The organism is Aeromonas sp. PrichA-15, from assembly GCF_017939245.1.
Classification (GTDB): Bacteria; Pseudomonadota; Gammaproteobacteria; order Enterobacterales; family Aeromonadaceae; genus Aeromonas; species Aeromonas caviae.
In genome coordinates this window covers 17,520-31,416 of the sequence record NZ_JAGKRH010000112.1, presented here as the reverse complement: position 1 = coordinate 31,416, position 13,897 = coordinate 17,520, and the positions used below count along the sequence as shown (strand labels likewise).

The following is a 13,897-nucleotide window of genomic DNA, read 5'->3' as shown; positions in this document are numbered from 1 at the left end:
TTATATTCGTTTTATGCATAAATGAAAAAATTCATGTTTTATACATGGTGAAAGAGAAATCGCTCGCTTTTGCCGAAACGAAGTCAATGAGCCATGTCAAAAAAAATTGTTGCTATCAGTGTTGTCATCTTTAATGTTGATATAGAGCTTTTAAATAGAACTCTTTTTAATATTGTTAAAGCTTCTAAACTGACATCATATAATGTAGAAATTCATGTGAGAGATAACTCTGTAACATCCTCAGATGAAGTCGGTAGTTTGTTGGCGATAGTAGCTAAGAATATTGTGATAAATTACCATCATGATGGTATGAACGTAGGTTATGGGGATGGACATAATAGTTGTTTGACGCAAGGAAATTACCACCTTATCCTCAATCCCGACTTGGAAGTTGCCCCAGATGCACTGAAAAATGCGCTCGAGTTTATGGAGCTACATCCGGATTGTGGATTATTGACACCTTTCGCTACGTGGGAAGATGGTGAGGTACAGCGGCTTTGTAAACGCTACCCAACTGTATTTGATTTATTGCTGCGTGGTTTTGCGCCCGCGTTTGTGAAGAAGATATTCCATCTGCGGTTGGCAAAATATGAGATGGCTGATCAGCTCAACAATCATGACGTGCTGTGGGATCCACCCATTGTCAGTGGTTGTTTCATGCTGTTTCGTACAGATGTTCTGCAGCAGCTCGGAGGATTTGACCCTCGCTTTTTCCTCTATTTCGAAGATTTTGACATCAGTTTGCGGGCAGGAAAGATCAGCCGGATTGCCTATGTTCCTCAAGTGAAGGTTGTCCATCACGGTGGCCATGCATCCCGCAAAGGCTGGCGCCATATCTGGATGTTTGGGCGCTCTATGGTGACTTTCTTCAATATTCACGGTTGGCGTTGGTGGTAATGTCAGATATCAAAAGTACAGTCTTGGTAACAGGCGCTAACGGATTTGTTGGCAAGGCGGTCTGTGAACACCTGCTGAGTCTGGGTGTGAATGTGAAAGGTGCGGTGCGAAGTCACCCGCTTGCTTCGTATCACATCAACGCTCCCTCTTTGACAGCAGATGCAAACTGGACAACCCAATTACAACAGGTGGATGTTGTCATTCACTGTGCCGCCAGGGTGCATGTGATGTCTGATAAGGAAGCCGATCCTCTAACAGCGTTTCGAGCGGTAAACACAATTGGCACATTAAATCTCGCAAACCAGGCCGCAGATGCTGGTGTTAAGCGCTTCATATTTATTAGCTCGATTAAAGTAAATGGTGAGCAGACTGAGCCCGGTAAGCCGTTTGATGAACATGTCCAGAATCCACCACAAGACCCTTATGGCCGCTCAAAATATGATGCAGAGCAAGGGCTGATGGCACTTGCTAAGAAGTGTGGTATGGCTGTCACCATTATCCGGCCTCCTCTTATTTATGGTAAGGGTGTGAAGGCTAATTTTGCCAGCATGTTAAAGATGGTGCATACCGGTTTTCCACTCCCCTTTGCCCGCTTGAAAAATGCACGGAGTTTATTGGCATTACCCAATTTATGCGATTTCATTGCTCGTGCGATAGATCATCCTGCTACCGTGAATCAGATTTTTTTGGTCGCAGATCCAGTTCCTGTTTCGACATCTGAAATGCTGATAGCTATTGCTGATGCTGAAGGTGTCCCTTCTCGACTGTTTTATATTCCATCAATTCTAGTAAGAGGGATTGGCCGTTGCTTTGGGATTGATGCCAAATTGCAACGGATTTATGGCTCTCTAGAAATGGATACGGGCAAGGCTCAGAGGCAGCTACAATGGTCGGCTCCTTATACGTTTTCTCAGGCTTTATCCCTGATGGCATCTTCCAAAAATGAGTAGTTTGTGATGCTGACATTTCCGTTACTTCTAGTTTTATGTTTGTTTTTCTCCATTATCATGACAGGCTTACTTAAGCGCTACGGTCAGAGCCGTCTTCTTGACCAACCCAATCATCGCAGCTCACATCATATACCTACGCCGAGAGGTGGAGGCATGGCGATTGTCGCTACATTTCTGTTGGTTTCTCCTTTTCTCGTCGTGAGCCAGGTGTCGGATTTGTATGGGGTATCATATGGAAGCTTGCTATTGATATGGATTGCAGCACTGGGCATCGCACTAGTTGGTTTTATCGATGATCACCTGTCTCTAGAGCCAAAAACTCGTTTAATTGTCCAGAGCCTTTCTGCTGCATTGGTTGTAGTAGCTGTTGATGGATTGCCAGAGCTGACTTTCTTTGGGTGGCAGCTAAATCTTGCCTGGTTTGGTTATGCGCTGGCATGGTTAGGTGTGATCTGGTTTATCAATCTTTACAACTTCATGGATGGCATCGATGGCCTAGCTGCCGGTGAGGCCGTGACTGTCTGTATCGTCATGGCGTTACTGCATTACCTTTTTGGAGGTGAGTGGCCGTTTGCGAGTTTGACCCTGTTGCTGGGGGCTTCTGTTGCGGGCTTTTTGTGCTGGAATTTTCCACCGGCCAAGATCTTCATGGGAGATGGGGGCAGTGGCTTCCTTGGTATGATGCTCTCATCCCTGATGTTGCTTGATGCAAGTTTCGCCCCCCAATTCCTGTGGGCGTGGCTTGTCATGCTCGGCGTCTTTGTCGTTGATGCTACCTGGACTTTACTGAATCGCTATCGTCTCAAATGTCACTTGAGTGATGCTCATCGAACTCATGCCTACCAATATCTTGCAAGGCACTGGAAAAGTCATCGCAATGTGACACTGATGGTGCTCTTGATAAATGTCCTATGGCTTGCACCTATTGCTGCCATGATTGTAGGGGGGGCGCTCGATGGCATGTTGGGTCTGATTATTGCCTACTTACCGCTAACTTATCTCGCATTTTACCTAAAGGCTGGAGTACCTGAATGAGCACAGATTTTTTGCCGGGGGGTAGCTGGTTACTTACCTGCCTTGGTTCCTTGTCACGAGCCAGCAAGCGAGCAATATCTGTCGCAGTAGATACGTTATTGATTACCATGGCATATTGGGGGGCATATTGGATCAGGCTTGAACATAGCTGGCCAATCGCAAGCCCCCATCATTGGGCCCTTTTGTGTGCGATTATTGTCCTAAGCATTAGTGTCTTTGTTCGGCTGGGTTTGTATCGTGCAATCTTGCGATATGTTAGCTTTCGAGTGCTCTGGACAATCTCATTAGGTGCATTTGTTTCAACGAGCTTTTTTGTTATCTCTGCGTTTTACTTCGATATCTTCCTGCCCAGAACCGTATCGGTCATCTATCTCTCATTTTTGGTGTTGATGGTCGGTGGTGTGCGGTTGTTCTTTCGGGCTCTGCTGAATACTACTCGTTTGGCGCGTACACAGGTTCTGATCTACGGTGCGGGTTCCTCGGGGCGGCAGTTGCAAGTGGCTTTGTTGCAAGGCAATGAGTTTTACCCAGTTGCCTTTGTGGATGATGATCCTGCCAAACAAGGATGCGTTATTCAGGGATGTACCGTGTACAACAGTGCTCAGCTCCCTACGCTGATTGATCACCATGGGGTGAAGAAGATCCTGTTAGCCATGCCAAGCAGCACCAGGGCTCGTCGCCAGGAAGTGATCAATGCACTTGAGCCTCTCTCTTGTGAAGTGCTGTCTATCCCGGGAATGGCCGATCTGGTCAATGGTTCAGCCCGTATTGATCAGCTTAATGAAGTCTCCATCGACGATCTGTTGGGTAGAGACCCGGTAGAGCCGGTGACGACATTGATGGAAGCCAACATCACAGGCAAAGCGGTCATGGTGACGGGGGCTGGGGGCTCCATTGGATCGGAGCTCTGTCGCCAGATCTTGCGGTGCCGGCCATCCACCTTGGTTCTGTTCGAACTGTCTGAATACGCCCTCTATGTCTTACACAAAAACTTGCGTGAACAGTGCGAACGTGAGGGAATTGAAACTGAGCTTGCTCCGTTACTGGGCTCAGTGCAGCGCCAACACCGCCTCAAGACGGTGATGCAGAGCTTTCGGATACAGACTATCTACCATACTGCCGCTTACAAGCATGTGCCCTTGGTCGAGTTCAATATCATAGAAGGGGTACGCAATAATGTATTTGGCACGCTTTATGCTGCTCAAGCAGCCATTGAAGCGGAAGTTGAAACCTTTGTACTGATATCCACTGACAAAGCGGTACGCCCAACCAACACCATGGGGGCCAGCAAGCGCTTGGCCGAGCTCATCCTGCAAGCCTTGACCCGTGAAAAGCACAAAACCCGTTTTTGTATGGTGCGCTTTGGTAATGTGCTCGGATCTTCCGGCTCAGTGGTGCCACTGTTCAGACAACAGATAGACAAAGGTGGGCCTATTACTCTGACTCATCCCGATATCATACGCTACTTCATGACAATACCGGAGGCTGCCCAGTTGGTTATCCAGGCGGGCGCGATGGGGGAGGGGGGCGATGTTTTTGTGCTCGATATGGGGCAGCCAGTCCGGATTATGGAGCTTGCAAAACGTATGATCCGTCTTAGCGGCCTGACGCTTCGCGATGAACTGCGGCCCGATGGCGACATTGCTATTGAGGTGACGGGGTTGCGGCCAGGTGAAAAACTCTATGAAGAATTGTTGATTGGGGATGATGCTAGAGGTACAGAACATCCCAGGATCATGGTGGCGCAAGAATGCTGGCTCCCCTGGTCAAGGCTGCGTCCCTTGCTGGCCTCGCTGGATGACGCCTGTCACCACTTTGATCAACAGAAAGTACGCGACATTCTGATGCACGCCCCTGCTGCGTTCGAACCAACAGACGGCATCTGTGATCTGGTCTGGCTTGCTAAACAACGTGATCTGCCAACAGACAATGTGGTTCCACTTCCTACACACAACATCGATTTTTATATGGAAAATCAATGATATTCTATTATTACGCGCCTCATCAGACATCTTTTCAATTCAATTTCTGGTTGTTTTTTGACCGATCAAAAACTGATTAGACCAGATTGACTACCCTTTTGAGCAAAGCATAGGTAAAATCGCCCCGCCGATTCAAAATTAATCTTGTATCCTCTTGTGCTTAATAGGCTCAACACGATCATGGTTATAACCATAAAGTAAGCATAACGAGCGTCTCGCTGTCTTGTTTGCAAAGGTGTGCAGGATCAGAACGGTCATAAATCTTTGGCAAACTAAACATATATCGACTGCGAGCGTACTGGGAGCTGTAACTCAGGGGCGGTAGCTTACTTTATTCAATGCTCTGCGTCATCATTTAATGACAATATTGTTTTTATAGCCGACTAGTCTGGTACTTGAGCAGTAGATTGTCAGAGCTGATTTAGGTTAGGCACATGTTTGACATATACACGTGATCGAAATCACAAAAAATGTGTTTTTGCAATACATTATTATCATTCAGATACTTAGATCACGTGCAATAACGAAATAACTGCTCATGAGGTTGCATGAGGTTGCTTGGTAGGCATACACAATAATTAAAATATTTGCCTCGGGATATTAAAATTAAAGAGTAAAGGGAAATGGATAATAAAATCAACAGCAGTGCTGCATTATGGAACGCAGCGAATGAAAAATTGACAGAGAAGATTCACTCACAAGATATTGGTCATCTCATACGTGAGCTGAAGCGAGTTCACATGAAAAGTGATGAGCTTTATGTGTATTGTAGTGATAGTGACAAGGCTCTTATTGAGCGAGTGCTAGTCGATTATCCGTTCACGTTGCATTTCAATGTGACGGACATGTCCCAGCTAAAAGGCAAAACCCTTGTGCATTACAAGAGTGGTGACCTTCCCGATGAACTGGCCGCAATGCTGGTGTTGGCCACCAAGTATGGCGCCTACGTTGAACCGCTGGTCAGTTATCTGGACCGACGTTTCGGACGTACAGAAGTGGAGTTGTTGCACAGCGGCTACTTCCTGCACATGAAATCTTTCTCCATCCTCTCCCGTCCATCCAATCGCATTGTCAAGCGTGCGTTGGATCTGGTTTCTGCCATTGCGCTCAGTCTGGTTGCCATCCCCATCGGTCTGCTGGCCGCACTGGCCATTAAATTGGAATCACCTGGTCCCATCTTTTATCGTCAAGCCCGGGTTGGCCAGTTCAACCAGGAATTCGACGTCATCAAGTTTCGCTCTATGCGAAATGATGCCGAAAAAAATGGAGCCCAATGGGCTAGTAAAAACGACGCTCGTGTCACTCGTGTAGGCCGCTTTATTCGCAAGACTCGTATCGATGAATTGCCGCAACTGATCAACGTCTTTAAAAGTGAAATGTCACTAGTTGGTCCGAGACCAGAAAGGGAAGTATTTATCAAAGAGTTGGAAACGGTCATTCCATATTATCGTTTCCGCCATGCGGTAAAGCCCGGTATTACCGGTCTGGCCCAGGTCAGCTACCCTTATGGGGCATCTATTGAAGATGCAGTGTGGAAGCATAAATACGATATCTTTTATATCAAGCATCAAAGTTTACTGCTGGATATAAAAATCCTGTTGCTGACGGTGAAGACAGTACTGTTTGGAATGGGCAGATAAAATATAAGGTATCATATTCATATGAAAATATTAATTACCGGTGGTGCCGGCTTTATCGGTTCAGCCGTTGTTCGCCATATCATCCAGCATACCCAAGACTCAGTTGTCAACCTCGACAAGCTGACCTATGCGGGCAACCTCGAATCCTTGGCGGCTGTCTCTGCTAGCGAGCGTTATGCGTTTGAGCAGGTGGATATCTGTAACCGTGCCGAGCTGGATCGGGTGTTTGCCCTGCACCAGCCGGATGCAGTGATGCATCTGGCCGCCGAGAGCCATGTTGATCGCTCCATCACAGGCCCGGCTGACTTTATCGAGACCAATATCGTCGGCAGCTATATGCTGCTGGAAGCGGCTCGCGCTTACTGGAACGGTCTGGACGAGGCGCGCAAGGCGGCCTTCCGCTTCCACCATATCTCCACCGATGAGGTATATGGTGATCTGCCCCATCCGGATGAAGTGGCTGCCGGTGAGCCATTGCCGCTCTTTACCGAAACCACTCCCTACGCCCCCAGCAGCCCCTATTCTGCCTCCAAGGCCTCCAGCGACCATCTGGTGCGCGCCTGGCGCCGTACTTACGGCCTGCCAACCATCGTCACCAACTGCTCCAATAACTACGGCCCGTACCACTTCCCCGAGAAATTGATCCCGCTGGTGATCCTCAATGCGCTGGATGACAAGCCGTTGCCGGTCTATGGCAAGGGCGACCAGATCCGTGACTGGCTCTATGTGGAGGACCACGCGCGCGCGCTTTACAAGGTGGTAACTACGGGCTTGGTGGGGGAGACCTACAATATCGGCGGTCATAACGAGAAGCAGAATCTGGAGGTGGTACACACCATCTGTGATTTGCTGGACGAGATGCTGCCGAAAGCGGGCTCTTATCGCGATCAAATCACCTATGTGGCGGATCGCCCCGGTCACGATCGCCGCTATGCCATCTATGCGACCAAGATGAGCAGTGAGCTTGCTTGGCAACCGCAAGAGACCTTTGAATCCGGTATTCGCAAAACCGTGCAGTGGTATCTGGATAACCAGCAGTGGGTCAGCAACGTCAAGAGCGGTGCCTACCAATCCTGGATTGAGCAACACTATTCCGCGATTGAACAGAAAGATGGGGAGCGTGCCTGATGCATATTCTGCTGTTTGGCAAAAACGGCCAGGTAGGCTGGGAGCTGCAACGCGCACTGGCGCCGCTCGGGCGCATCACTGCCGTTGATTTTGACTCCAGTGACTATTGCGGTGATTTCAGCAACCCGGCAGGGGTGGCCGAAACGGTACGTCTGGTCAAGCCGGATGTGATTGTCAACGCCGCGGCCCATACCGCAGTCGACAAAGCCGAGAGCGAGCGGGAGTTTGCCGAGCTGCTCAACGCAACCAGCGTGGCTGCTATCGCCAAAGAAGCGGAAGTATTGGGTGCCTGGCTGGTACATTACTCCACCGACTATGTGTTCGATGGCAGCGGTGAGCGCCCTTGGGTGGAAACCGATGCGACTGCACCGCTTAACGTCTACGGCGAAACCAAGCTGGCGGGTGAGCAAGGGGCCGCGCTTTGTTCCCGTCACCTGATCTTCCGTACCAGCTGGGTCTATGCCGCCCGCGGCGCCAACTTTGCCAAGACCATGCTGCGCTTTGGCAAAGAGCGTAGCGAGATGTCAGTCATCAATGACCAGTTCGGCGCACCGACCGGCGCCGAGTTGCTGTCCGATTGCACCGCCCATGCGATCCGTGTTGCGCAGCGCAAACCCGAGGTCGCTGGGCTGTACCATCTGATTGCTTCTGGTACAACAACCTGGTTTGACTACGCCCAGCTGGTGTTTGCCAAAGCCAGAGAAGCCGGCGTTGAACTGGCTGTGACACAGCTCAATGCGGTGCCGACCAGTGCCTTCCCGACCCCGGCCAAACGCCCCCATAACTCCCGCCTTGATACTGGTAAATTCCAGCGCACCTTCGATCTGGTGCTGCCGGAGTGGACAGTCGGTGTGGAGCGGATGTTGACCGAGATCCTCGGCAAGTAAATCACTGGTCAGGGATGTGTTGAGCGTATCCTTGGCTGGCAAGGGATAAAACAGAAAGGTGTGGCTTCAAGCAACCCTTTTCTTTTGCAATTTAAAAATAAGAAACAAGCATCATGACCAAACGTAAAGGCATTATTCTGGCAGGTGGCTCGGGCACCCGTCTCTATCCAGTCACCATGGCGGTGAGCAAGCAACTGCTGCCCATCTATGACAAGCCGATGATCTACTATCCTCTGAGCACCCTGATGCTAGCCGGTATTCGAGATATTTTGATCATTAGCACGCCGCAAGATACTCCTCGCTTTAAGCAATTGCTGGGTGATGGCAGCCAGTGGGGTCTGAACTTGCAATACAAGGTACAGCCAAGTCCGGACGGGTTGGCCCAGGCCTTTATTCTGGGTGAAGAGTTTATCGGGTCAGACCCCTGTGCATTGGTGCTGGGGGACAACATCTTCTACGGCCACGACCTGCAGAAACAGTTGGCGGCGGCAGTGGCCAAAGAGAGCGGAGCAACCGTCTTTGCTTACCACGTGCACGACCCCGAGCGCTATGGGGTGGTGGAATTTGATAAGCAGGGCACCGCTATTTCACTGGAAGAGAAGCCACTGGAGCCCAAGAGCAACTATGCGGTGACCGGCCTCTATTTCTACGACAACAGCGTGGTGGATATCGCCAAGAGCCTGAAGCCGTCGCCCCGTGGTGAGCTGGAAATTACCGATGTGAACCGTATCTACCTGGAGCAAGGCAATATGTCGGTGGCCATGATGGGCCGTGGTTATGCCTGGCTGGATACCGGTACCCATGAAAGCCTGATTGAAGCGAGCAACTTTATTCAGACCATCGAGACCCGTCAGGGGTTGAAAGTGGCGTGTCCGGAAGAAATCGCCTATCGCCAGAAGTTTATCAGTGCCGACCAGATACGTGAGCTCGCTGCGCCATTGGCGAAGAATACCTATGGACAATATTTGTTAAGAATGGTTGCCAAAGTCTGATGTGATATAGGGGGAGGGAAGATGCTCCCCCAATAAAAATTGAATCCAATGTGGATAGACAGATGAATGTAATCAAGACAGCGATTCCTGACGTGCTTATTTTTGAGCCAAAAGTATTTGGTGATGAGCGTGGTTTTTTCTTTGAGAGTTTCAACCACAAGTTGTTTGAAGAGGCGGTAGGATATCCGGTTAACTTTGTGCAGGATAATCATTCCAAATCCTCGAAAGGGGTGTTGCGTGGTTTGCACTATCAACTGCCTCCCCATGCCCAGGGCAAGCTGGTGCGTTGTGTAGTAGGTGAAGTGTTTGATGTGGCGGTCGATATCCGCAAAAGTTCACCGACCTTTGGCCAGTGGGTTGGCGTTCACTTGTCAGGTGAAAACAAGCGACAGTTGTGGATCCCGGAAGGGTTTGCCCATGGGTTTGTGACTTTAAGTGACACTGCAGAGTTTTTGTATAAAACGACTAACTATTATGCACCAGGTTTTGAATCGAGTATAAAGTGGCATGATGAATCTATTGCTATAGCATGGCCAATAGGCCCAAGTCAGTTTTCAGAAAAAGATAGCCAAGCAAGCAATTTCGTAGACTCAAATCATTTTGAATAGAGAAGAAATTATGAATGTTAAAATATTACCACTACAACCTCATGGGGATGAGCGAGGGTCACTAGTAGCTCTTGAAGAAGGTAAGAACATACCTTTCCAAGTAAAACGTGTCTATTACATGTTCAATACTAAAGGTGGTGTTCGTCGAGGCTTTCACGCTCACAAAACGCTTAAACAAGTTGCTATAGCTGTACGTGGTTCATGCCGGTTTTTATTAGATGATGGTCAGGAAAGAATTGAGGTTATGTTGGATAACCCTGCTCAAGGTTTAGTCATTGAGTCATTCATGTGGCGAGAAATGTACGATTTTTCAGAAGACTGTGTGCTCATGGTTTTGGCCGACCAACTTTATGATGAGTCTGATTACATCAGAGATTATTCACAGTTTATTGAGGTTGCTAATAAAAATGTACATCCATCCATTAAGTGATGTTCAAACCAGTAACATAGGAGAAGGTACGCGCGTCTGGCAGTTTGCTGTTGTGTTAAAAGATGCTCAGATAGGTCGTGACTGTAATATATGTGCACATACTTTAATTGAAAGTGATGTCACCATTGGTAATAATGTGACAGTAAAGTCTGGTGTTTATATCTGGGATGGCACACGAATTAGTAATAATGTTTTCATCGGCCCAAATGTTACGTTTACTAATGACAAGATGCCGCGTTCAAAAGTCTATCCTGACGAATTTTTAAAAATAATCATCAATGAATATGCCTCGATCGGTGCCAATACAACATTGCTACCTGGTATTACTATCGGAAAACACGCCATGATCGGCGCTGGATCTGTAGTGACCAAAGATGTACCTGATTATGCTATCGTAGTTGGAAATCCAGCTAAAATTATTCGCTATATAGAGTCGTGATATGATAAATTTTCTTGATTTAAAAGCTATAAACAATAAATATCAGAAAGATCTTAAAGATGCATGTGCTCGTGTCATTGACTCTGGCTGGTATATTATGGGTAATGAACTTTCAGAATTTGAAAAAGAGTTCTCTTTTTATTGTGGCACAAAATATGCCGTCGGGGTTGCTAATGGTTTAGATGCATTAATTCTTACACTACGAGCATGGAAGGAACTGGGTAAACTGCAGGCTGGTGACGAGGTGATTGTTCAAGCTAATACTTATATCGCTTCTGTGTTGGCAATCACTGAGAATGATTTGGTTCCTGTTTTGGTTGAGCCGAATCCTGCTACTTATAACCTAGATCCTGCTACTGTTGCCGCAGCGATCACGTCTAAAACAAAAGCGATTTTGCCTGTCCATTTATATGGTCAATTGTCACCAATGCCAGAAATTATGGCCATTGCCAAAGAGTATAATTTATTGGTGCTGGAAGATTGTGCTCAGGCTCATGGTGCCGAGATTAATGGCCAACGAGCCGGTAACTGGGGCGATGCTGCTGGTTTTAGCTTCTATCCCGGGAAAAATCTAGGGGCATTAGGAGATGGTGGTGCTATTACGACCAATCATGATGAATTAGCGCAAACCATTAAAGCTCTGCGTAATTACGGATCACACAAGAAGTATGAAAACCTCTACCAAGGGGTAAATAGTCGCCTGGATGAAATTCAAGCTGCAATGTTGCGTGTAAAGTTACCGTATCTGGAAGCTGAGACCATTCGTCGCCAACATATTGCTCAAACTTATCGCTCGGGGATCATGAATCCACTGGTCACGTTGCCTAATGTTATCGATGAATTGGCGCATGTTTGGCACCTGTTTGTTGTGCGCTGTGAAAAGCGTGAAGCACTGCAAGTTTATTTAACTGAGCTGGGTATTCAGACACTGATTCACTATCCAGTTGCACCACATAAACAACAGGCATATAGCCAGTGGAACAGTTTATCTCTGCCATTTACGGAGGAAATCCATCAGCAAGTTCTGTCTCTTCCACTTGACCCAACGATGAGTGATGAGTCAGTTGCTAAAGTGATTGCAGCTGTAAATGGGTTTAATGCATGAAACGCTTATTCAAAGTCACTGCCATGACAGGTTTATTGACACTGCTTAAAATGGCAATGGGCTTTGTGATTGCCAAGGTGGTGGCCATTTATACTGGCCCCACCGGTATGGCGATGCTAGGGCAAGTACAAAGTATAGTGGGCAGTTTAAACGGTATTATTAATGCTCCTGCCGGTAGTGGTGTCGTGCGTTTTACTGCCGAATATAAAAATCAAGGGTTTGAAGCCTGCGCACCTTGGTGGCGTGCGGCCTTGCAATGGGTGTTGATTATCTCGGCGATTGCAATTCCTAGTGGCATAATATTAGCGGAACCTGTCGCTGCTTGGTTGTTTCAAGATAAAGCCTTGGCATGGGTGGTGATAGCGACAATCAGTGTGTTGCCACTCACCGCTATCGGTACTTTGTGCAATTCGGTGATCAATGGCCAGCAGTTATATCGCCGTTATGTAGGCCTGGGTATGCTTTCGGCGCTGACCTCGAGCGGCCTAATGTTAGGCATGATTGCTTGGCAAAATATTGAAGGGGCATTATTAGCGGCAGCCATGCAGGCTGCCTTGATTGGCGTAGTAATGTTAATTACCAACCTGCGTCAGCCTTGGTTTAAGCTGCGCTATTGGTGGGGAGCAGTAGAGCCCAAAGCTAGAAAAGACATTTGCGGTTATATGCTGATGGCAATCACCAGCGCCTTAACCGTGCCGGTTTCATTGATCTTGGTGCGTAATATATTAATAGCTCAAGTGGGTTGGGATGCCACCGGCCAATGGCAAGCAGTATATAAAATCTCAGAGGTTTATTTAGGAGTGATCACCATGGCGCTCGGCACTTACTATTTGCCGCGCTTGGCATCGCTTAGTAGTGTTGATGATATTGTCAGTGAAATTCATAAAACAGCTCGCGTAATTATCCCGATTGTTGCCATAATGGCCTTGGGAGTATATATATTACGTGATGTTGCCATTTCATTGTTATTTACTGATGCGTTCCGTAGCGCCCGTGACCTGTTTGCTATTCAGTTAACTGGTGATGTTATTAAAATTGCTAGCTGGTTGTTTGCCTATCCCATGTTATCACGGGGTGCCACCAAATGGTTTATGGGAACTGAAATTATATTTGCGCTTTCACTTGTTATCTTGACGTATTTTTTTGTATCTAAGATGGGATTGAAAGGCGCGGCTGTTGCCTATTTGGTAAATTACTCGCTATATTTTATAATTACTTTCTTAAATGTAAAGAATTTCGCCCGTTAATCACCATTAAATATAGAATAGTGTTTTTTGTATCGGTTTGGTTGGTTTAATAATGTATTTTGTGGCGGAAATATACGTGTAATACATTCCTTTAATTTGCAAGGTGGAGGTTTAATCACATTAAGTGATGATTGCATGTTAGGTGCCATATCCATCGCCAAAATTGTATCATAGTGAGTGTTACCTAGAAGCTCAAGCGGTCGGTGCCAAAATCGATATTGGAAAGCGGGTATATATCAACAATAATACCATAATTATTGCCGATAAAAGTTCAATTAGCATTGGTGATAATACTCTGATTGGACCGAGGTTTATTTGCTTTGATAGCAACTTTCATCCGCTACATCCAGATAAGCGACTAAGCAGTGATTATAGCTGTAAACCAGTGCGTATTGGTCGTAATGTGTTTATCGGAGCGAATGTTACGGTGTTGCAGGGGGTGAACATTGGCGATAACAGCGTGATTGGCGCAGGTAGCGTTATTTCGCAAGATGTACCTGCCAATGTGATTGTGAAAGCAGGGTTAGAGTTGGCTTTTTTTGACTTAAAATGAGATA

14 protein-coding genes are annotated in these 13,897 nt (G+C 47.3%); all 14 read left to right on the top strand.

Annotated elements, in window-relative coordinates; all coding sequences use genetic code 11:
* The first annotated feature begins 93 nt into the window (after positions 1-93).
* Positions 94-897 carry a glycosyltransferase gene (locus J9889_RS14445; RefSeq protein WP_113978064.1) on the top strand — a complete coding sequence of 268 codons (804 nt, stop codon included), beginning with the start codon at positions 94-96 and terminating at the stop codon, positions 895-897.
* Positions 897-1,847, top strand: a complete 951-nt coding sequence (locus tag J9889_RS14440) for an SDR family oxidoreductase (protein ID WP_080770108.1) — start codon at positions 897-899, stop codon at positions 1,845-1,847. The genes J9889_RS14445 and J9889_RS14440 overlap by 1 nt, the downstream gene beginning before the upstream one ends.
* 153 nt (positions 1,848-2,000) lie before the next feature.
* A complete protein-coding gene (locus J9889_RS14435) occupies positions 2,001-2,882 on the top strand; it encodes a glycosyltransferase family 4 protein (RefSeq protein WP_246878099.1) in 882 nt (293 codons plus the stop codon).
* Complete coding sequence (locus J9889_RS14430) at positions 2,879-4,864, top strand: nucleoside-diphosphate sugar epimerase/dehydratase (protein WP_069652505.1); 1,986 nt, start codon at positions 2,879-2,881, stop codon at positions 4,862-4,864. Before J9889_RS14435 ends, J9889_RS14430 begins: the two co-directional genes overlap by 4 nt.
* 623 nt (positions 4,865-5,487) lie before the next feature.
* Positions 5,488-6,504 (top strand): exopolysaccharide biosynthesis polyprenyl glycosylphosphotransferase, encoded by a 1,017-nt coding sequence (locus J9889_RS14425; RefSeq protein ID WP_223939755.1) that lies wholly within the window; start codon positions 5,488-5,490, stop codon positions 6,502-6,504.
* Positions 6,505-6,525: 21 nt separating this feature from the next.
* Entirely contained in the window at positions 6,526-7,632 is a 1,107-nt protein-coding gene (gene rfbB, locus J9889_RS14420; protein WP_210557132.1) for a dTDP-glucose 4,6-dehydratase, read from the top strand.
* Positions 7,632-8,519 (top strand): dTDP-4-dehydrorhamnose reductase, encoded by an 888-nt coding sequence (gene rfbD / locus J9889_RS14415; RefSeq protein WP_069785289.1) that lies wholly within the window; start codon positions 7,632-7,634, stop codon positions 8,517-8,519. The genes rfbB and rfbD overlap by 1 nt, the downstream gene beginning before the upstream one ends.
* Positions 8,520-8,632: 113 nt before the next feature.
* Positions 8,633-9,511, top strand: a complete 879-nt coding sequence (gene rfbA, locus J9889_RS14410; protein WP_210557130.1) for a glucose-1-phosphate thymidylyltransferase RfbA — start codon at positions 8,633-8,635, stop codon at positions 9,509-9,511.
* A gap of 62 nt (positions 9,512-9,573) precedes the next feature.
* Positions 9,574-10,119, top strand: a complete 546-nt coding sequence (rfbC, locus tag J9889_RS14405; protein ID WP_082189316.1) for a dTDP-4-dehydrorhamnose 3,5-epimerase — start codon at positions 9,574-9,576, stop codon at positions 10,117-10,119.
* 10 nt (positions 10,120-10,129) lie between these two features.
* Positions 10,130-10,549 (top strand): FdtA/QdtA family cupin domain-containing protein, encoded by a 420-nt coding sequence (locus J9889_RS14400; RefSeq protein WP_069785287.1) that lies wholly within the window; start codon positions 10,130-10,132, stop codon positions 10,547-10,549.
* Positions 10,527-10,988: an acyltransferase gene (locus J9889_RS14395; RefSeq protein WP_201942218.1), complete on the top strand. Its 462-nt coding sequence runs from the start codon at positions 10,527-10,529 to the stop codon at positions 10,986-10,988. Before J9889_RS14400 ends, J9889_RS14395 begins: the two co-directional genes overlap by 23 nt.
* 1 nt (position 10,989) lies before the next feature.
* Positions 10,990-12,093 (top strand): DegT/DnrJ/EryC1/StrS family aminotransferase, encoded by a 1,104-nt coding sequence (locus J9889_RS14390; RefSeq protein WP_210557128.1) that lies wholly within the window; start codon positions 10,990-10,992, stop codon positions 12,091-12,093.
* A complete protein-coding gene (locus J9889_RS14385; RefSeq protein ID WP_210557126.1) occupies positions 12,090-13,340 on the top strand; it encodes an O-antigen translocase in 1,251 nt (416 codons plus the stop codon). The genes J9889_RS14390 and J9889_RS14385 overlap by 4 nt, the downstream gene beginning before the upstream one ends.
* 142 nt (positions 13,341-13,482) lie before the next feature.
* Positions 13,483-13,893 carry a DapH/DapD/GlmU-related protein gene (locus J9889_RS14380; RefSeq protein ID WP_210557124.1) on the top strand — a complete coding sequence of 137 codons (411 nt, stop codon included), beginning with the start codon at positions 13,483-13,485 and terminating at the stop codon, positions 13,891-13,893.
* Positions 13,894-13,897 lie beyond the last annotated feature (4 nt).

Coding starts and splice junctions, on each gene's coding strand:
- J9889_RS14435 (WP_246878099.1), top strand. CDS start 2,001: ATGGCGATTGTCGCTACATTTCTGTTGGTTTCTCCTTTTCTCGTCGTG.
- J9889_RS14430 (WP_069652505.1), top strand. CDS start 2,879: ATGAGCACAGATTTTTTGCCGGGGGGTAGCTGGTTACTTACCTGCCTT.
- J9889_RS14425 (WP_223939755.1), top strand. CDS start 5,488: ATGGATAATAAAATCAACAGCAGTGCTGCATTATGGAACGCAGCGAAT.
- J9889_RS14395 (WP_201942218.1), top strand. CDS start 10,527: ATGTACATCCATCCATTAAGTGATGTTCAAACCAGTAACATAGGAGAA.
- J9889_RS14385 (WP_210557126.1), top strand. CDS start 12,090: ATGAAACGCTTATTCAAAGTCACTGCCATGACAGGTTTATTGACACTG.
- rfbC (WP_082189316.1), top strand. CDS start 9,574: ATGAATGTAATCAAGACAGCGATTCCTGACGTGCTTATTTTTGAGCCA.
- J9889_RS14400 (WP_069785287.1), top strand. CDS start 10,130: ATGAATGTTAAAATATTACCACTACAACCTCATGGGGATGAGCGAGGG.
- J9889_RS14445 (WP_113978064.1), top strand. CDS start 94: ATGTCAAAAAAAATTGTTGCTATCAGTGTTGTCATCTTTAATGTTGAT.
- rfbD (WP_069785289.1), top strand. CDS start 7,632: ATGCATATTCTGCTGTTTGGCAAAAACGGCCAGGTAGGCTGGGAGCTG.
- J9889_RS14440 (WP_080770108.1), top strand. CDS start 897: ATGTCAGATATCAAAAGTACAGTCTTGGTAACAGGCGCTAACGGATTT.
- rfbB (WP_210557132.1), top strand. CDS start 6,526: ATGAAAATATTAATTACCGGTGGTGCCGGCTTTATCGGTTCAGCCGTT.
- J9889_RS14390 (WP_210557128.1), top strand. CDS start 10,990: ATGATAAATTTTCTTGATTTAAAAGCTATAAACAATAAATATCAGAAA.
- rfbA (WP_210557130.1), top strand. CDS start 8,633: ATGACCAAACGTAAAGGCATTATTCTGGCAGGTGGCTCGGGCACCCGT.